This is a genomic window from Mycobacterium sp. SM3041 (genome assembly GCF_039668335.1).
In the GTDB taxonomy this organism is placed as follows: Bacteria; Actinomycetota; Actinomycetes; order Mycobacteriales; family Mycobacteriaceae; genus Mycobacterium.
In genome coordinates this window covers 70,316-88,011 of the sequence record NZ_JAYXBQ010000079.1, presented here as the reverse complement: position 1 = coordinate 88,011, position 17,696 = coordinate 70,316, and the positions used below count along the sequence as shown (strand labels likewise).

Sequence of the window (17,696 nt, the reverse complement as noted above, 5' to 3'; positions counted from 1 at the left end):
TTCACGGTAGGCCAACCGGGGTCAGACGTTGGAGGCCGCCCACTCCGACAACCGGCGGTCGCGTTCGGCGGCGTCGACCTCTTCGACGCGTGTCATCACCGCCCAGCGCTGACCGAACGGATCGACGATCGACGCGAACCGGTCACCGGTGACGAAAGTCTGTGTCGCTTCCCGGATCGTCGCGCCGGCCCGCTCGGCCCGGTCGACCACCGCGTCGACATCGGGGCAGTACAGCACCACCGAATGCGTGACCGGACCGCTGCGTGGCGGCGCCACCAGTTCGTACTCGGGGTTGGGATCGGACAGTTGCAGCCGGCCGGTACCGAAGTCCAGCTCGGCGTGGGCCACCTTGCCGTCGCTCGCGTCCATCTTCTCGATCAGCCGCGCGCCGAACACCTCGACGTAGAAGTCGATCGCGGCGGCGGCCCCATCGATCACCAGGAACGGGGTGAGGCTGGTGTAGCCCTGGGGAATTGGTTGCACGCTCATGGCACCCAGTTTCGTAGGGTCAATGGTGTGGCGGCTTGGAAAAACCCGACAACAGCTCCCAAGCTGGGTGTGGTCGGCCGTGCCAATACCGGCTCGGTGTTCGACCTGCAGCAGTGGCAGCCGTCCGCCGCGGCAGCAGTCTGGGTCGAGAACTTCTGGTCCGTCACTTGGGATTTACGGGACGCCGAGCCGTTCGACAGCACCGTCATCACCTTTCCCGCGGTGCACCTGACACACGAGTGGGGCACCGACGAGGTCCGGCATGGTCACCGGTTGCCGGCGACGCTGGTGCACGGCGTGGTCGAGCGGGTGTTCACGACCACGCTGTCAGGGGCAGGTTCGGTGGTGGGCGCCAGATTCCGGCCCGGCGGCTTCGCGGCCCGGTTCGGCCGGGACGCCGGCGCGCTGACGGGCCGCGTGCTGCCGGTGGGTGCGGAATTACTGGGCGCCGCAGTCCCTTTCGCCGACGATATCGACCGGGCCGCAGCGGCTCTCGACGCCGCGATCGGCAACCACACCGATGTGGACGCCACGTATCGGGACCTGACGCGATTGCTCGACCGGATTCGCGCCGATTCACAGCTGCACCGGGTCGAGCAGGTGATGGCGCTGTCTCCCTGGAGTGAGCGGACCACGCAGCGGGTGTTTCGCCGGTACGTCGGGGTGCCGGTGAAATGGGTGCTGTGCCGCTACCGTCTGCAGCACGCGGCACTGCAGATCGAGACAGTGCCGGACCTCGACTTCGCCGACCTGGCAGTGCGATCGGGTTGGTACGACCAAGCGCACTTCATCAACGACTTCCACGCGATGCTCGGCTGCACGCCGGGGGAGTACGCCACAAAACACCGCCGATGATGGGTAATCTGCGCCGCATGGACCCTCGTGACCTGGCGTTCGCCGGCGCCGCCGAACAGGCCAGGATGCTCGCCGCCGGTACGGTGACCGCACCCGAACTCGTCGAACTGTACCTGGACCGGATCGCGCGCATCGATGCCGAATTGCGTTGTTATCGAACAGTTCTGGCCGAGAGTGCCAGGGCCCAGGCGCAGGCCGCGCAGGCCCGGCTGGACGCAGGGGAACGGCTACCGCTGCTCGGCGTACCGATCGCCATCAAGGACGACACCGATGTGGCGGGCGAACTGACCACGTTCGGCAGCAGCGCGCACGGACCGGCCGCCACCACGGACGCCGAGGTGATCCGGCGGCTACGCGATGCCGGCGCGGTGATCCTGGGCAAGACCACGGTGCCCGAGCTGATGATCTGGCCCTTCACCGAGACACTGACCTACGGCACCACGCGAAACCCCTGGAATCCGGACTATGCGCCGGGCGGCAGCAGCGGGGGCAGTGGCACCGCGGTCGCCGCCGGGCTGGCGGCAATGGCGCTGGGATCGGACGGGATGGGCTCGATCCGGATTCCCGCCACCTGGTGCGGACTGTTCGGCATCAAACCGCAGCGCGACCGCGTGCCCCTGAGCCCGCACGACGATTCGTGGTGCGGCCTGGTGGCCTACGGGCCATTGGCCCGCACCGTCGAGGACGCGGCCCTGTTCCTCGACGCCACCACCGACGGCGGCTTCGTGGCTGCCGCACGACGGGCACCCGGACGCTTGCGGATTGCGTTGAGCACCAAGGTGCCACCGCTGGTGACGGCACGGGTGGGCGCCAAGCAGCGCGCCGCGGTGGAGCAGGCGGGCGAGCTGTTGCGCGAACTGGGCCACGACGTCATCCAACGAGATCCGGACTATCCGCGGTCGGCGGTGTACGGCCACGCCCTGCCGCGCTACTTCCGCGGTGTCTACGACGACGTGTCCGCGCTGCCGCACCCGGAGCGACTGGACCGCCGCACCCGGTCCTTCGCCCGGATCGGTGGGTTGATCTCGCAGCGGCGCATCGACGCGATCCGCGCCGCCGAACCCGCGCTCGCCGCTCGGGTGCAATCCGTTTTCGACAGTGTCGACGTGGTGATCACCCCGGGCGCGGCGACTGGACCGTCGCGGGTCGGGCAGTACCAGCGCCGCGGCGCCGTCTCGACGCTGGCATCGGTCGCCGCGCGCGTGCCGTTCCAGGCCATGTTCAATGTCACCGGTCAACCGGCGGCCGTGGTGCCGTGGGGGCTGGACAATAACGGTGTCCCGACGTCGATTCAGTTGGTGGGCAGGCCCTTTGACGAGGCGACGCTGCTGTCGCTGAGTGCGCAGATCGAAGGTGCGCGACCCTGGGCGGGCCGGCGGCCTCCGGTCGGTTAGCGCGCGCCGAGCGCGGCCTGGATGTCCGGCTTCATCTGCAGGAGTTGCTGCCCCCAGTAGGCCCAGGTGTGCGTGCCCGTCGGCGGGAAGTTGAACGTGGCGTTGTGCCCGCCCGCGGCCTGATACGCGCCCTGGAACTTGGTGTTCGACGCGAGCGTGAAACTCTCCAGGAACTGCTGTGGCACACCGCTTGTCGCGCCCGCCAGGTCGTCCGGCGTGCCGGTGCCGCAGTACACCCACAGCCTGGCGCCAGACGAGGCGATCCTGCCGACGTTGACCGTCGGGTCGTTGCGCGCCCATGCCGGATCACCGGGAGGCCCCCACATGGCGCCGGGGTTGAAGCCGCCGGAATCGTTCATCGCCAGCCCGACCAGCGACGGCCAGAACGAGTCGGACAAGTTCAGGAATCCGGACAGTGAACCGGCGTACCGGAATTTGTCCGGGTGGTCCGCCACGTACATGAGTGCGGTCGATCCGCTCATCGACAGCCCGACCACCGCGTTACCGCCGGTTGAGATGTGCTTGTTGGCGGCCAACCACGCCGGCAATTCCCTGGTCAGGAAGGTTTCCCACTTATAGGTCTGGGTGGTGCCGTTGCCGACGGCCGGCTGATACCAGTCGGTGTAGAAGCTCGACATGCCGCCGACCGGCATCACGACGGACAGGCCCGAGCCGTTGTACCACTCGAACGCCGGGGTGTTGATGTCCCAGCCGTTGTTGTCGTCTTGCGCGCGCAGGCCGTCCAACAGGTAGAGGGCGTGCGGACCGCCGGCCTGGAATTCGACTTTTATGTCGCGGCCCATGGCCGCCGATGGGACGTTGAGGTATTCGACGGGCAATCCGGGTCGGGAGAACGCGCCGACCGGCGTCGGTGCGATCAGACCACCGATCGTCAGCGCCGTCAGCGCCGCACCCAGATACTTCGTGAATCCCGGCAGGTTCTTGGCGATGCGTGACATGGGTAAACCCCCTGGGTCCGGATGCGGATACACACCACATTCGCGCGGCATACCCCCATCGGCCGAGGTGAAACGTTCAGCGGATCATTTGCCACGCCGCGAGTTTGTCGGCGAACGACATGGTCAGCGCTCCGCTGCTCGACGGCAGGCGGGCGGCGGGCAGCGCGATGTCGGCGCGCTGAAACAGCGTGTACGCCGTCAGCCCGTTGACGAAGCCCCGCTCGATCGTCGGGTGTTGCGTCAGGAACGCGTCGAAATCATTGAGCACCAACGTCTTTCGGTCGATATTGGCGTCCAGGCTGCCGACTCGACGGCAACTGTGCACGACGTCCCACAGCGCCACCCCGGCGGCGGTGACGGCGTCGAGGCGCTCGGCATAGGGCAGCTCCGCGTCGAACCCGATGAGCGCACCCAGCAGCCGCCAGAACTGGTTCCGCGTGTTGGCGTAGTACTCGCCGGTGTCCAGCGACTTCTCGCTGGGAAACGAGCCGAGGATCAGCACCCGTGGGTCGGCGCCGACAATCGCCGGCAGCCCCGTGCGTAGCGGCATCTCTGGCTCGGTCATGTGCCCATTCTGCGGGGCTGCCAGGCGCGATAGGTTGGCCGGGTGAGTGAACAAGCTGCCGAGCCGGTCGACCGTGCCGAGCTGACCGACTGGCTGCTGTCCGAGGGGTTCACCGAGGACCAGATCAACGAGTCGTTCGCGCCGATGCTGCTGCCTTCGCGGCGGGCGTTGGGTGATGACGGCACCAGGTTGTCGGCCCGGCAGATCAGCGAGCGGTGGGGCGTGAATCTGGACCTGCTGCAACGAATTCTGCATGCAGCCGGCCGGCCCCGGTCCGAAGACCTGGACGCCGAGCTGTTCCTGCCGGTCGACAGCGACCTGGTCGGCTACGCCCAGCGGTTCCTCCGGCTCGGCCTGCCGGAGGATCAGGTCGTCGCGGTCGTCCAGGTCATGGCCGAAGGTCTGTCCCGCACCGTCGAGGTCATGCGTTTTGCCGCGTTGTCCGCGATTCTGCAACCGGGTGTCAGCGAACTCGACGGCGCGAAAGCCACCGCGGCGCTGATCGGCGAGGCCGCGCCGCTGCTCGGGCCGATGATCCAGGACATGCTCCGGACCCAGTTGTTGCACGCCATGCTGGAAGAGGAGGTCAGCGCCACCGAACGGATGGCCGGACGGCCGCTGCCCGGGTCCGGGCAGGTGTCGGTGGCCTTCGCCGATCTCGTCGGGTTCACCAGTCTGGGGGAGGAACTGCCGCCGGAGGATTTGGAGCAGTTGTCGCAGCGGCTGGCCGATCTTGCGCGCGATCTAGCCGAGCCGCCGGTGCGGTTCGTCAAGACCATCGGGGACGAGGTCATGCTGGTCAGCGCTGAGCCGGTCCCGCTGCTGAACATGGTGCTGCAGCTCGTCGACGCGGCCGAGAAAGACGAATTCCTGCCGCGCCTCAAGGCGGGCATGGCGACGGGGCCAGCGGTGAGCCGGGCCGGGGACTGGTTCGGCCGGCCGGTCAACCAGGCCAGCCGGGTCACGGGAGTGGCCCGGCCCGGGTCGGTTCTGCTGGCTGAATCCGCACGTGAGGCAGTCGGCGACGCGCCGGATTTCGAGTGGTCTTTCGCCGGTGCACGACGGCTCAAAGGCATCCGTGACGAGGTGAAACTGTTCCGCGCCCGCCGCGGCGTGGAGTAACCGCGGCACCGATGCCCCTCGTATACCGGCTTGCACGAAGGCCGAGACGCGGCTTACATGGGTAGGCATGCCAGACATTGATCGTCGCAGCATGCTGTCGATGGCGGGGCTGGGCCTGCTGGCCGCCACGCTTCCCAGGGCCGAGGCCCACGCTGATACGCCCGGAAAACTCATCTTCGAGGACAACTTCGACGGCCCTGCCGGATCGTCGCCCGACACCTCGAAATGGGAGATCGCGACGGCCCGTGAGTCGATGGAGAACCCGACGTATTGGGAGATGCCCGAACGCGTCGGCCAGTACCGGAACGACCGCAAGAACCTGCTCCTGGACGGTAAGTCCAACCTGGTGATCCGGGCGGCCAAGGACGGGAACACGTACTACAGCGGCAAGATTTTCGGCACCTTCAAGGCCGGCATCGGCCATACCTTCGAGGCCCGGATCAAGCTCAACTGCCTGACGCCGGGCTGCTGGCCGGCCTGGTATCTGGCCAACAACTCGCCCGGAATCGGCGGCGAGGTCGACATCATGGAGTGGTACGGCAACGGGAGCTGGGCCCACGGTACGACCGTGCACGTCAACCTCAATGGCGGCGAACATGTTTCGCACAACATCACGCCGGACAGTGCCTGGCACAACTGGCGCTGCCAGTGGGACGACGCCGGGATGCGGTTCTGGCTGGACTACACCGACGGCGCGCAACCGTACTTCAATGTCCCGGCAAAGTCGTTGCCCAACTGGCACTTCAACGACCCCGGCTACACGCTGTTCCCGATCCTGGGCCTCGCCGTCGCCGGGTCCGGTGGCGGCGACCCGTCAGGGGGAACGTACCCGGCCGAGATGCTGGTCGACTGGGTGAAGATCTGGTAGTTACCTGCTCGGTTTGAAACTGCGGAGCCGCAGGCTGTTGCTCACGACGAACAGTGAGCTGAAAGCCATTGCCGCACTGGCGATCATCGGGTTCAGCATGCCCGCGGCCGCCAGCGGAATCGCCGCGACGTTGTAGGCGAACGCCCAGAACAGGTTGCCCTTGATGGTCTTGAGGGTGGCGCGGGACAGCCGGATCGCGTCGCCCGCTGCCCGCAGGTCGCCACTGACCAGGGTCAGGTCCGAGGCCTCGATCGCCACATCGGTGCCGGTACCCATGGCCAGTCCCAGGTCGGCCTGGGCAAGGGCGGCAGCATCATTCACGCCGTCGCCGACCATCGCCACGACCCGGCCCTGATCCTGCAGGCGCTTGATCTCGTCGACCTTGTCCGCGGGCAGCACCTCGGCGATCACCGTCGCGATGCCGACTTCGGCGGCCACCGCGCCGGCCGCGCGGGCGTTGTCCCCGGACAGCAGGACCGGGGTCAGTCCCAGCTTCTCGAGGTCGGCAATGGCTTCGGCGGCAGTGTCTTTCACCTTGTCGGACACCACGATGACGCCGGCTGTGGCGCCGTCGATCGCGACCCACACCGGGGTACGGCCTTCCGCCTCAGCCGTGTGCGCAACGTTCTCCAACTCCGGGGTGGCCGCCGTGGCCAGCCAGCTGTACCGCCCGACGGCGACCTCGTGACCGTCGACTACGCCAGTGACGCCGCGGCCGTCGTGGTTGACGAAGTCGGTGACCGCCGGCAGCGGCCCGTCGGCGGCGGCCCGGGTCGCGATGGCCTGGGCGATGGGGTGTTCGGACGCGTGCTCCAAGGCTCCGGCGAGCCGTAACACGTTGTCGGACTGGGCATGTACTGCCGCCACCGTCATCTTCCCGGTCGTCACCGTTCCAGTCTTGTCCAGCACGACGGTGTCGACCTTGCGGGTCGATTCGAGTACTTGCGGGCCCTTGATCAGGATGCCCAGCTGCGCGCCGCGGCCGGTGCCGACCAGCAGGGCCGTCGGTGTGGCCAGGCCCAGGGCACAGGGGCACGCGATGATCAGCACCGAAACGGCGGCGGTCAGCGCGGCACTCACCGTGCCGCCGGCGACCAGCCAGCCGATTAACGTCAGCAGCGCCAGCCCGATCACCACCGGCACGAACACCGCCGACACCCGGTCGGCGAGGCGCTGCACGTCGGCCTTGCCGCTCTGCGCATCGGCCACCAGGCGCGCCATCTGCGCCAGCTGTGTGTCGGCGCCGACACGGGTGGCCTTGACCTCAAGGCGCCCACCGGCATTCACCGTTGCGCCGGCCAGCTGATCGCCGGGGCCGACCTCGACAGGCACCGATTCGCCGGTCAACATCGACGCGTCGACGGCAGACGTTCCCGTCACCACCACGCCGTCCGTGGCGATCTTCTCGCCCGGGCGGACGACAAAGACATCTCCGACAGCCAGTTCCTCGATGGGCACCCGGGTTTCGTAGCCGTCACGGAGCACCGCGACGTCCTTGGCGCCGAGATCGAGCAGCGCGCGCAGCGCGGCCCCGGACTGCCGCTTGGCGCGGGTCTCGAAGAACTTGCCGGCCAGGATCAAGGTCGTGACGGTGGCGGCGACCTCGAGGTAGAGGTGGTCGCTGCCCATGGCCAGCATCCATACCGACCACAGGTACGACGTGAGCACACCCAGCGACACCAGGGTGTCCATCGTCGCCGCGCCGTGCCGCAGGTTGGTCCACGCGGCGTGATGCAGCGGCCAGGCGCCCCAGAACACCACGGGGGTGGCGAGGGCCAGCGCCCACAGCGCCCAGTGCGGGAATTGCAAGGCCGGAATCATGGACAGCGCGATGACGGGGATCGTGAGGGCCAGTGACGCCAGCAGGCGCGGCAGGTAGGCCGGTTCGGCGGGGGTATCGGCCTTGTCGACGCTCGCGGTGTAGCCGGTGGCCTCGACGGCCGCGACAAGATCGTCGGTGGTCACGCTGTCCGGGTAGGTGATGGCCGCCTGCTCGGTCGCGAAGTTCACGCTGGCGTGAACACCGTCGATCCGGTTGAGCCGCTTCTCGATTCGGGCCGCACACGACGCACACGTCATGCCGCCCACGGACAGGGTGACCGACGTGGTCATGCTGGTTGGACGACGTCGTATCCGGCGTCTTCGATGGCGGCGGCAACGGCGGCCCGATCGGCCTCGCCGTCCACTCGTACGGTCCCGGCCTTGAGGTCCACCTCGACGCCGGTTACGCCGGGCAGCGGCTCGACAGCTGAGGTGATGGACGCGACGCAGTGTCCGCACGACATGCCCTGAACTTCAAGTACCTGACTCATGCCTGGAGTATATACCCATAGGGGGTATAGGTAGGGCTGTGATTCGGGTCTCGGATTCGGTTGTCGGCTGAATCTCTTCCTTTAGTCGCCTCGGGTGGCATCCTGGTTCCATGGCGCGCAAAGAAATTGACCCGGTCCGGGCGAAGAGTGCCCTCGCGGTAGCGAAGGAACACCCGGGCATGCTGCTGTTCCTGGCATCGCCGGTGATTGCCGCCATCGTCCTGGTCGGTGTCTTCGTCAGTCCGGGCTGGGCGGTGTTCCTGGCGTTGGTGGCGCTCGGTGTGGCCGTCTTCGCCGGTTCCGCGCTGTTGCGTAAGCGCTGATAGAGCCCTTTTTGTGGCGTACGTTCGCTTGGGGTGAAAGGCCGTTTCGTTACAGCTGTAACGGTGTAATCATGTAAGCATGAGGCAACGTCATTCTGGCCAGGACCGCCGCGGCGGCTGGCAACAAGCGCAGCAGCCCGACGCGGGCGACGCCGCCGACTGGTTCGCCGGCCGGCTCCCGGAAGAGTGGTTCGCCGGCGACCCGGAGGTCACGGTGGACCGCGAGGAGATCGTGGTGATCGGGCGACTGCCCGAGCCGGAGAATCCGGAAACGGCCGCCCGGGCCTCCGGGCGCGTGGCGCGGTTCCGGGAAGAGACCCGGGTCGAGCGCATGCGGATCGCCGACGAGGCCGAGGCCCGCTACGGCCGCAAAGTGGCCTGGGGTGTATCGGTGGGGGAGTCGGAGCGAATCCTGTTCACCCACTTGGCTGTTCCGGTGATGACCCGCCTGAAGCAGCCAGAGCGTCAGGTTCTCGACACCCTGGTCGACGCCGGCGTGGCCCGGTCGCGGTCCGATGCGCTGGCGTGGTCGGTCCGGTTGGTCGGCGAACATGCCGAGGAGTGGCTCGCGAAACTGCGTGACGCCATGACGGCGGTCGACGATCTTCGCGCGGAGGGTCCGCAACTCTGATCAACCATTGACGTTCGCCGCCGCTCGGGTGCAGGCTCAAGGTACTGGCCCGATGGGAGCGCGTCATGAGCGATCGGTTGTTCAATTACATCGGCGAGATGCTGTGCGGCAGCCTGAATGCCGACCTCGCGTCGGCCCGGGTGCTCGCGCCGGGTGACTTCACGAAATTCCTCACGGATGACGTGCGACTGCACGCCATCCAGGGACGGTTGGCGGCCGAGGAATGGGGCACCGCGGAGCGGCATGGGCCGGTGCGGGTCCTGGCCACGCACATCATCATCACCGAGCACGGGCTGCTGTACGCGGCCGAGGTCGGCGGTCCGAATCCCGGTTACTACCTGGCGGCGCCGCGGACCTTGCTGGAGCCCGTTGCCGACCACATCGCGGACAGTCCGCCGCCGTCGGGCACGGCCGCAGCCGTGGACTGCCGGATGGACCACGACCTCGCGTCCATCTGGCAGTTCGAGAGTGCGCTGCGGCATCGCCTCGAATCCGATCCAGTCATCCGGGTCCAACTGACGGCAGCGTTCGCGGCCTGAGTCATGGGCTCGACGGCGTCCCTGCGCCGCCAAAGCCTGGTGCGCAGTGCGGTTTTCACCGTCGTCGTGCCCGGCACCATGGCCGGCCTGATCCCATATTCGCTGACCGGTTGGCGGCGGATCGGTGACCTGTTCGGCGTGCCCGGCACATGGATCGGCGGCGTGGTGCTGATCGCTCTGGGCCTCCCGGTGCTGCTCGCGGCAATCTACAAATTCGCCAGTGATGGGCTCGGCACGCCCCTGCCGGCCGCGCCGACGCAGAACTTGGTCGTGACGGGCCCGCACCGGTACGTCCGCAACCCGATGTACCTCGCGGTCGCGGCCGTCATCGTTGGTCAGGCGCTGGTCCTTGGTCAGCCGGTATTGCTTTGGTATGCAGTCTTTTTCGTGCTTGGGACGGCCGCGTTCGTCTACTTCTATGAGCAACCCGCGCTGCTGAGGCAGTTCGGCGACGAGTACCGGCGCTACTGCGAGTCGGTACCTGCCTGGCTGCCGAGGGTCACGCCGTATCGGCCGTAGGTCTGTGGGTGGCGACGCGGTCTCTAGGCGAGTGAAATTCCCTGCTGCGCCTGTGTATTCGACACCTCGCGCCCGCGCGTCTTCCCGCGCCGCCCGCCTGCGCATCCTCCCCGTCGGCATCGGCGCATTCGGTGCCGGATCGACGGCACGCCCGGGCCACGGGACCCCGCAGCCCAAGTTCGGCGGTCGCAACTGCCCTTCCGGGATCGCTCGAACCGTCACCGATGTCCTGATGTAGGCCGAAAAACTCCTTGCTGTTCGAACATGTGTTCGATACAATTGGGCATGGGAATCACACCGGATCTCAACGCTCTTCTCGATCACCTTCGCAGTGTGCAGGTCTCCGACGAGATGTCGGTGGACGAGGTCGTTGCGGCGATGACGTGCGTGCTGCGGCTGCGCAATGTGGCCGACCATCTGGCGGCGATGCTGACCGGGGCGCTGGACCGCTGTGGTGCCGCGGCCGCGCAGGGGCGGACGCCGAGGGAGTTGTTGATGGCGTTGGGGTGTGCGCCGTCGGTCGCGCAGCGGCTGGTCCGGGTCGGCGCCGCGTTACCGGCATTGCCCACATTGGCGGCCCATGCCGCCGACGGTGCGATCTCCGGGGAGCATGTCGATGCGATCGTCAAAGGCATCAACCACATCCGCGCCCGCGCACCCGGCGAGCTGGACGAGGAGACCCGGTACCAGCAGGTGACCGATCTGTTGGGACAGTTCTTCTCCGGCGCCACCCCCGCCGACATCGACAAACGCGCCCGCCGGCTGGGCAACCGGGTCGCCGCTGCCGAAGGTGGGTTGCCGGCCGCCGAGGACCGGTCGATCAACACCGTCGAGCACCGCGTCACCTCCGATGGTCGGGTGCAGGTGCGCGCGGACTTGGACGTGGAGGTGGGCGCCAAGCTGGTCGCAGCGATCGAGGAACACTCGGCACCGCGGCCAGAACCCGACGGCACCCCCGACACCCGCACCGCGGGCAGGCGGCGGGCGGATGCGCTGGAGGCGGTGCTGGACATCGCCGCCCGCGGCGGGGACGTCGCCTCGGCCCCGCGCACCCAACTGCTGGTGACCGTCCCGGCGGATGCCCCCGACCTGGCGGCGTTGGAATTCATCGGGTCGATCAGCACCATGACCCTGGAACGAATCTGCTGCGACACCACCGTCACCACGATCATCGTCGACGGCGAACACGTACCGCTGGACATGGGCCGGGAGAAACGTTTGTTCCCGGCGCACCTGCGCAAAGCGCTGTATCTGCGGGATGAATGCTGCATCAAATGCGGCGCCCCACCCGGACGCACCCACGCCCACCACATCATCCACTGGACCCACCACGGTGAGACATCACTAGCCAACGGGTGCCTGCTGTGCCCGGCCTGCCACGCCAACGTCCACCACGACGGCTGGGATGTGGTCATGGGCCTGGACAAACACCCCTGGCTCATCCCACCCGCGGCCGTCGACCCACACCGAAAACCGATACCCGCCCACAACCGCCGCACCATGCACCTCGACCACGCCGCATAACACCTAAAGCATTGCGCACCTTGACAACTCAACAGTGACAACACATCGCGGGCCTGCCTCTTCAGCGGCGGAGTGGCAGGCCCGCGCACCGGCTGAACACAGGGAACCTTCGGTGGGAGGGATGCCCGGTGGGTGGGCCTAGCCCGCGACCGTCAGGCCTGCGTCATCTTCCAGTAGGCCCCGCGTCGCTGGAGCAGCTCGTCGTGGGACCCGCGCTCGACGATCCGACCGGCCTGCACCACGAGGATCAGATCGGCATCTCGGATGGTGGAAAGCCGGTGCGCGATAATGAAACTGGTCCGATTACGGCGCAGCTCCGCGGTGGCTTGGGCGATCAGCAGCTCGGTGCGGCTGTCGACGGAACTGGTGGCCTCGTCGAGGATCAACAGCTGGGGTTGCCGGACCAGCGCGCGGGCAATGGTGATCAGCTGCTTCTCGCCGGCGCTGATGTTCACACCGTTCTCGTTGAGCCGCGTCTGGTACCCGTTCGGCAGCGTGTGCACGAAGTGGTCGACGCGCGCGGTACGGGCCGCCTCGATCACCTCGGCCTCGGTGGCGTCGGGACGTCCGTAGGCGATGTTGTCGTAGATGGTGCCGGCGAGCAGCCACGTGTCCTGCAGCACCATACCGATATGCGACCGCAGCTCGGCGCGGCTCATCGTCGCGATGTCGCGGCCGCCCAACAGGATACGGCCGGAATCCGGCTCGTAGAACCGCATCAGCAGATTCACCAGCGTGGTCTTTCCGGCCCCGGTCGGCCCGACGATGGCCACGGTGGTGCCCGGTTCGGCGACGAACGACAGGTCCTCGATGACAGGGGTCCCGGGTACGTAGGAGAAGTTGACCCGCTCGAACTCGACGAGGTCCGGCGCAGCCGCGGAACTGCCGGCCGCGGCTTCGCCAGGGTCAGCTGCAACCGAACCGCGGTCCGCCGCAACCGAGCCCAGCTCCGGCACGGCCGAAACACGGCCAAGTGCCGGTCCAGCTCCGGCCTCTTCGTCGGCGTCCAGGAACTCGAAAACCCGCTCGGCGCTGGCCATCCCGGACTGCATGGTGTTGTACATCGACGCGATCTGGGTCAAGGGCTGGTTGAACTGCCGCACGTACTGGATGAATGCCTGGATGCTGCCCAGGCTGATCTGCCCGGTCGCCACCTGGATACCGCCGACCACCGCGACGCCGACATAGCTGACGTTGCCGATGAACGTCGTGATCGGGGAGACCAGTCCGGACAGTGACTGCGCCCCGAAACTCGACTGGTACACATCGTCATTCAGTTCGCGGAACTTCTCCTCGGCGAGTGCCCGGTGGCCATATGTCTTGACGACGGTGAAGCCGCTGTAGGTCTCTTCGATGTGGGCGTTGAGCCGGCCGGTGTTGCGCCACTGCGCCATGAACTGTTGTCGCGATCGCTTGGTGATGATGCGCGTCGCCAGCAAGGTGAACGGCACCGTCAGCACGGTGATCAACGCCAGCAGCGGCGAAATCCAGATCATCGCCGCCAGCACCGCCACCACGGTCAGCGCCGAGGTCAGCAGTTGGCTGACGGTGATCGTCAACGACGTCTGGACGTTGTCGATGTCGTTGGTGACGCGGCTGAGAATCTCCCCACGGGGCCGGGAATCGAAGTAGGACAACGGCAGCCGGTGAATCTTGTCCTCGACGTGGGAGCGCAGCGTGAACATGGTGCGCTGCACGATGGTGTTGAGCAGTCGTGCCTCGGCCCACACCATCACCGCAGAAACCAGATACAGGAGCAGCGCGAGCGTCAGCACGTGGCCGATCGCAGTGAAGTCCACGCCCTGTCCCGGAACGACGTCGGACCCGGCGAGCAGGTCGGCAAAGGTGTTGTCGCCCCGGGCCCGCGCCGCTGCCACCGCCTGCTCACGGCTGATGCCCGCCGGCAGCCCGCGGCCCAGAACCCCATTGAACAACAGGTCGGTGGCATGGCCCAGGATGCGCGGTCCGATCACGCCGACGGCGATCCCGGCGATGCCCAACAGCATCACCACGATCACCCGACCCCGTTGCGGTGCCAGCTGTTTCACCAACCGCAGCGCCGTACCGCGGAAGTTCTCGGACCGCTGACCCGAAGCCAGCATGGCGGCCGACGGCGGCCGGGTCACGCCAGGCCTCCGGCCACAACCGCTTGCGAGTCGGCGAATTCGCGGTACACCGGGCACGACTCGATCAGCTCGGAATGCGTGCCGACGCCCACCACATGGCCGCTGTCGAGTACGACGATCTGATCGGCGGCGGCGACCGTCGAAAGGCGCTGGGCGACAATGATCACCGTGGCCTCGGCAGCCACCGCGGACAACGCGTCCCGCACCCGGGCGTCGGTGTGGACGTCCAGCGCCGAGAAGGCGTCGTCGAACAGGTACACCGCGGGCCGCCGGACGACTGCCCGGGCGATGGCGAGGCGCTGGCGCTGTCCCCCGGAGAGGTTCGTGCCGCCCTGTGCGACGGGCATGCCCAGCCCCTCGGGGTGGTCCGCCACGAAATCGGCCGACGCGACACCGAGCGCCGCCCACATCTCGTCTTCGGTCGCATCGGCCTTGCCGAACCGCAGGTTGTCGGCGACCGTGCCGGAGAACGCGTGCCCGCGCTGCGGCACCACCCCGATCATCGACCACAGCTGTTCGGGGTCGTAGTCCCGGACGTCGACGCCGTCGACCATCACGGAGCCGGACGTGACGTCGTACATCCGGCACAGCAGCGCCATCAGTGTCGACTTTCCGGAGCCGGTCGATCCCACGATGGCCGTCACCGTCCCGGGCGAAGCGGTCAGTGAAACGCCGTGCAGCACAGGGTCGTCGGCCCCGGGGTACCCGAAGGTGGCTGCTTCCACCCGTACCTCCCCGCGCCGGACCTCCGGCACCACGGGCGCAGCGGGCGACACGATCGTCGGCTCGGTGACGAGCACGTCGGTGATCCGCTCGGCGCACACCGACGCCCGCGGCAGGATCACGAGCACGATGGTCACCATCAGCACGGCCATGAGGATCTGCATGAAGTACGAGAGGAACGCGATCAGCGAGCCGACCTGCATCTGGCCGTGGTCGATGCGGATGCCGCCGAACCAGATCACCGCAACGCTGGACAGATTCACCACGAGAGTGGTGGCGGGCAGCATCAGTGCCTGCCACCGCCCGACGGTCAGCGTGGTGTCGGTCAGGTCGTGATTGGCGTCCGCGAACCGGGCGCGTTCGGCGTCGTCGCGCGAGAAGGCCCGAACCACGCGAATGCCGGTGAGCTGTTCGCGCAGTACCCGATTGATGTTGTCGATCAACCGCTGCATGCGGCGGAACAGCGGCAGCAGCCGGGAGATGATGAGGTAGTTGCACACCGCCATCACCGGGACGCTGACGAGCAGCAGCCACGACAGGCCGGCGTTCTGGTGCACGGCCATCGCGATGCCGCCGATGCACATGATCGGCGCGGTGATCAGCATGGTGCAGGTCATCTGCACCAGTACCTGGATCTGCTGGACGTCATTGGTGGTGCGGGTCATCAGCGTGGGCGCCCCGAACCGCACGGCTTCGGCGTTGGACCAGCCGAGCACCTGGCGGAACACGGCCCACCGCAGGTCGCGGCCGAAGCCCATGCCGGCGCGGGAACCGAAGTAGACCGCGCCGATGGCGCACAGCACCTGCAGCGCACTGACGGCGAGCATGACGGTGCCGAGCCGCCCGATCACACCGGTGTCGCCTCGCGCCACGCCGTGGTCGATGATGCGGGCGTTGAGCGTCGGCAGATACAGCGAGGCCAGCGTGCTGATCAGTTGCAGCGTCGCCACCACCGCCAGCTGCCGCCGATACGGCCTCGTGTACTGCCGCAGCAGTGCCCAGAGCATGCGGTTACTGTGGCACACCCGGGAATGCTTATAGAAAGACCAGGTCAGTCGGCATGTCGGTGGTTGACCTCAGAACCTGCCGCTACAGTGCATGGCGTGACCCGCAGACAGGTGAAGACTGCCGCCGCGACCGTGCTTGCCGCGGCGATGATTCCGGCGATGTCCGCCTGCTCGGACGACGGCAACGGCGGCACCGCTCAGGCGGGCGGCCAGTCGGGCCCCGCTGCCTCGGGCCCGGCAAAGCACGGCCCGATGTTCCCGGTGTGCGGCGGCGTCAGCGATCAGACCGTCAGCCAGCTGACCCAGGTCACCGGCCTTGTGAACACCGCGAAGAACTCCGTGGGGTGCCAGTGGCTCGTCAACGGTGGCATCCTCGGCCCGCACTTCTCCTTCACCTGGTACCGCGGCAGCCCGATCGGCCGCGAACGCAAGACCGAGGAACGGACACGGGCCGACGTCAGCGACATCAACATCAACGGCCACTCCGGTTTCGTCGCGCTCGGTGAGGACCCGATGATCGGCAAGAGCCTGTGTGAGGTCGGCATCCAGTTCGACGACGACTTCATCGAATGGTCCATCAGCTTCTCCCAGAAGCCGTTCCCCGAACCGTGCGACATCGCCAAGGAACTGGCCCGGCAATCGATTGCGAACGCGAAATGACACGACGGAAACTGGCTGGAGCGGTCGCCGTGATGTCGGCGCTGGCGCTGGTGGGTTGCGCCCGCTCGGTCGAGGGCACCGCGATGAAAGAAGGCGCAGGCGGCGGCAGCGAGCATTCGGCGGATTCGTACCCGAACCTGCTCAAAGAGTGCGACGTGCTGACCAATGACGTGCTGGCCAAGACGGTCGGCGCGGATCCGCTGGACATCCAGAGCACCTTCGTGGGTGCGGTGTGCCGGTGGCAGGCGCTGAACCAGTCCGCGGGCCTCATCGACATCACCCGGTTCTGGTACGAGCAGGGCAGCCTCGATGAGGAGACCAAGGTCGCCCAGCATCTGAACTACAAGTACGAGTCCAAAGCGATCGCCGGCGTGAAGTCGATCATCATGCATCCGAACGACCCCAACGGTTCGTGCGGCGTGGCCAGTGACGCTGCCGGTGTCGTGGGCTGGTGGGTCAATCCGCAGGGGCCGGGCGCCGACACCTGCGGTATGGCCACCAAACTGATGGAGCTGACGCTCGCCACCAACTCCTAACGGGGGATGTGGAACTGGTCCAACGTGGCGCTGCGCAGCTCCAGCTGCGACCAGTGCCGGTCGGTGTGCAGAACCGCGATCGCTGACGTCGGGTACTTCATCGCGATCTGGCCGGCGGCGTCAGGGTCGCTCGTGTCGAGCGACGCCAAACTCAGCGCGAGCGACGACATGACCGGTTCGTGGCCGATCACCAGCACCGTGTTCGCCGCCTCCGGCGCGCCGGTGATGACTTCGATGGCGATGCCGGCCGTCGCGTCGTAGAGGCGTTCGACATAGGTCACGGGTGCGGTGATGCCGGTGCGTTCGAGCGTCTGCCGGGTTCGGGTGGCGGTCGAGCAGAGGACGGCGTCGACGGCCGGGAGATGTTCCCGAATCCAGTCGCCCGCCAGTGCCGCTTCGCGGACACCGCGCTTGGCGAGCGGCCGGTCGTGGTCGGCGACCCCGTCGGGGTAGTCGGATTTCGCGTGCCGCAGCAGGATCAATGTTCGGGTTCCCGTCACCCGCCCACCGTAGATCCCCGGAGTTGTCAGTGCCGGGTTTTACA

At 67.4% G+C, this 17,696-nt stretch carries 19 protein-coding genes; 11 read left to right on the top strand and 8 right to left on the bottom strand.

Going from position 1 to position 17,696, the window contains the following annotated elements:
- Positions 1-21: 21 nt before the first annotated feature.
- Complete coding sequence (locus tag VXD91_RS28255) at positions 22-489, bottom strand: VOC family protein (RefSeq protein WP_346416923.1); 468 nt, start codon at positions 487-489, stop codon at positions 22-24.
- A 27-nt stretch (positions 490-516) separates the two neighbouring features.
- On the opposite strand from VXD91_RS28255, the gene VXD91_RS28250 reads away from it, so the two are divergent.
- Together VXD91_RS28250 and VXD91_RS28245 are read left to right on the top strand one after the other, a co-directional pair.
- Positions 517-1,344, top strand: a complete 828-nt coding sequence (locus VXD91_RS28250) for a helix-turn-helix domain-containing protein (protein ID WP_346416922.1) — start codon at positions 517-519, stop codon at positions 1,342-1,344.
- A 17-nt stretch (positions 1,345-1,361) separates the two neighbouring features.
- Complete coding sequence (locus tag VXD91_RS28245; protein WP_346416921.1) at positions 1,362-2,738, top strand: amidase; 1,377 nt, start codon at positions 1,362-1,364, stop codon at positions 2,736-2,738.
- Here the strand turns inward: VXD91_RS28245 and VXD91_RS28240 are convergent.
- Positions 2,735-3,697 (bottom strand): alpha/beta hydrolase family protein, encoded by a 963-nt coding sequence (locus tag VXD91_RS28240; RefSeq protein WP_318986579.1) that lies wholly within the window; start codon positions 3,695-3,697, stop codon positions 2,735-2,737. The two genes, VXD91_RS28245 and VXD91_RS28240, sit on opposite strands and share 4 nt — an antisense overlap.
- A 76-nt stretch (positions 3,698-3,773) precedes the next feature.
- A complete protein-coding gene (locus VXD91_RS28235; RefSeq protein ID WP_318986578.1) occupies positions 3,774-4,262 on the bottom strand; it encodes a DNA-deoxyinosine glycosylase in 489 nt (162 codons plus the stop codon).
- 42 nt (positions 4,263-4,304) lie between these two features.
- On the opposite strand from VXD91_RS28235, the gene VXD91_RS28230 reads away from it, so the two are divergent.
- Both VXD91_RS28230 and VXD91_RS28225 read left to right on the top strand, forming a co-directional pair.
- Complete coding sequence (locus tag VXD91_RS28230) at positions 4,305-5,384, top strand: adenylate cyclase regulatory domain-containing protein (RefSeq protein ID WP_318986577.1); 1,080 nt, start codon at positions 4,305-4,307, stop codon at positions 5,382-5,384.
- Positions 5,385-5,451: 67 nt separating this feature from the next.
- Positions 5,452-6,252 (top strand): family 16 glycosylhydrolase, encoded by an 801-nt coding sequence (locus VXD91_RS28225; RefSeq protein ID WP_346416920.1) that lies wholly within the window; start codon positions 5,452-5,454, stop codon positions 6,250-6,252.
- Here VXD91_RS28225 and VXD91_RS28220 read toward each other — a convergent pair whose 3' ends face one another.
- Together VXD91_RS28220 and VXD91_RS28215 are read right to left on the bottom strand one after the other, a co-directional pair.
- On the bottom strand, positions 6,253-8,364 hold the full coding sequence (locus VXD91_RS28220; RefSeq protein ID WP_318986575.1) for a heavy metal translocating P-type ATPase: 2,112 nt from the start codon (positions 8,362-8,364) through the stop codon (positions 6,253-6,255). It abuts the gene before it with no gap.
- Entirely contained in the window at positions 8,361-8,564 is a 204-nt protein-coding gene (locus VXD91_RS28215; protein ID WP_212812576.1) for a cation transporter, read from the bottom strand. Before VXD91_RS28215 ends, VXD91_RS28220 begins: the two co-directional genes overlap by 4 nt.
- A gap of 110 nt (positions 8,565-8,674) precedes the next feature.
- On the opposite strand from VXD91_RS28215, the gene VXD91_RS28210 reads away from it, so the two are divergent.
- From VXD91_RS28210 to VXD91_RS28190, 5 genes are all read left to right on the top strand, one after another.
- On the top strand, positions 8,675-8,887 hold the full coding sequence (locus tag VXD91_RS28210) for a hypothetical protein (RefSeq protein WP_346416919.1): 213 nt from the start codon (positions 8,675-8,677) through the stop codon (positions 8,885-8,887).
- A gap of 79 nt (positions 8,888-8,966) precedes the next feature.
- Positions 8,967-9,518, top strand: coding sequence for a hypothetical protein (locus tag VXD91_RS28205; protein ID WP_346416918.1), 552 nt, complete (start codon positions 8,967-8,969; stop codon positions 9,516-9,518).
- Between the two features lie 65 nt (positions 9,519-9,583).
- Positions 9,584-10,057: a glucose-6-phosphate dehydrogenase gene (locus tag VXD91_RS28200; RefSeq protein WP_318986572.1), complete on the top strand. Its 474-nt coding sequence runs from the start codon at positions 9,584-9,586 to the stop codon at positions 10,055-10,057.
- Positions 10,058-10,060: 3 nt separating this feature from the next.
- Positions 10,061-10,576 carry an isoprenylcysteine carboxylmethyltransferase family protein gene (locus VXD91_RS28195; RefSeq protein ID WP_212812572.1) on the top strand — a complete coding sequence of 172 codons (516 nt, stop codon included), beginning with the start codon at positions 10,061-10,063 and terminating at the stop codon, positions 10,574-10,576.
- 285 nt (positions 10,577-10,861) lie between these two features.
- Positions 10,862-12,100, top strand: a complete 1,239-nt coding sequence (locus VXD91_RS28190; protein WP_346416917.1) for a DUF222 domain-containing protein — start codon at positions 10,862-10,864, stop codon at positions 12,098-12,100.
- Positions 12,101-12,252: 152 nt separating this feature from the next.
- Here VXD91_RS28190 and VXD91_RS28185 read toward each other — a convergent pair whose 3' ends face one another.
- Together VXD91_RS28185 and VXD91_RS28180 are read right to left on the bottom strand one after the other, a co-directional pair.
- A complete protein-coding gene (locus VXD91_RS28185; RefSeq protein WP_346416969.1) occupies positions 12,253-14,202 on the bottom strand; it encodes an ABC transporter ATP-binding protein in 1,950 nt (649 codons plus the stop codon).
- 20 nt (positions 14,203-14,222) lie between these two features.
- Positions 14,223-15,956, bottom strand: a complete 1,734-nt coding sequence (locus VXD91_RS28180; protein WP_346416916.1) for an ABC transporter ATP-binding protein — start codon at positions 15,954-15,956, stop codon at positions 14,223-14,225.
- Positions 15,957-16,103: 147 nt separating this feature from the next.
- On the opposite strand from VXD91_RS28180, the gene VXD91_RS28175 reads away from it, so the two are divergent.
- Both VXD91_RS28175 and VXD91_RS28170 read left to right on the top strand, forming a co-directional pair.
- Positions 16,104-16,616: a DUF3558 domain-containing protein gene (locus VXD91_RS28175; RefSeq protein ID WP_212814925.1), complete on the top strand. Its 513-nt coding sequence runs from the start codon at positions 16,104-16,106 to the stop codon at positions 16,614-16,616.
- Complete coding sequence (locus tag VXD91_RS28170) at positions 16,613-17,152, top strand: DUF3558 domain-containing protein (protein WP_212812568.1); 540 nt, start codon at positions 16,613-16,615, stop codon at positions 17,150-17,152. Before VXD91_RS28175 ends, VXD91_RS28170 begins: the two co-directional genes overlap by 4 nt.
- Here VXD91_RS28170 and VXD91_RS28165 read toward each other — a convergent pair.
- Positions 17,149-17,652 (bottom strand): histidine phosphatase family protein, encoded by a 504-nt coding sequence (locus tag VXD91_RS28165; protein ID WP_346416915.1) that lies wholly within the window; start codon positions 17,650-17,652, stop codon positions 17,149-17,151. The genes VXD91_RS28170 and VXD91_RS28165 overlap by 4 nt on opposite strands.
- Positions 17,653-17,696: the final 44 nt, after the last annotated feature.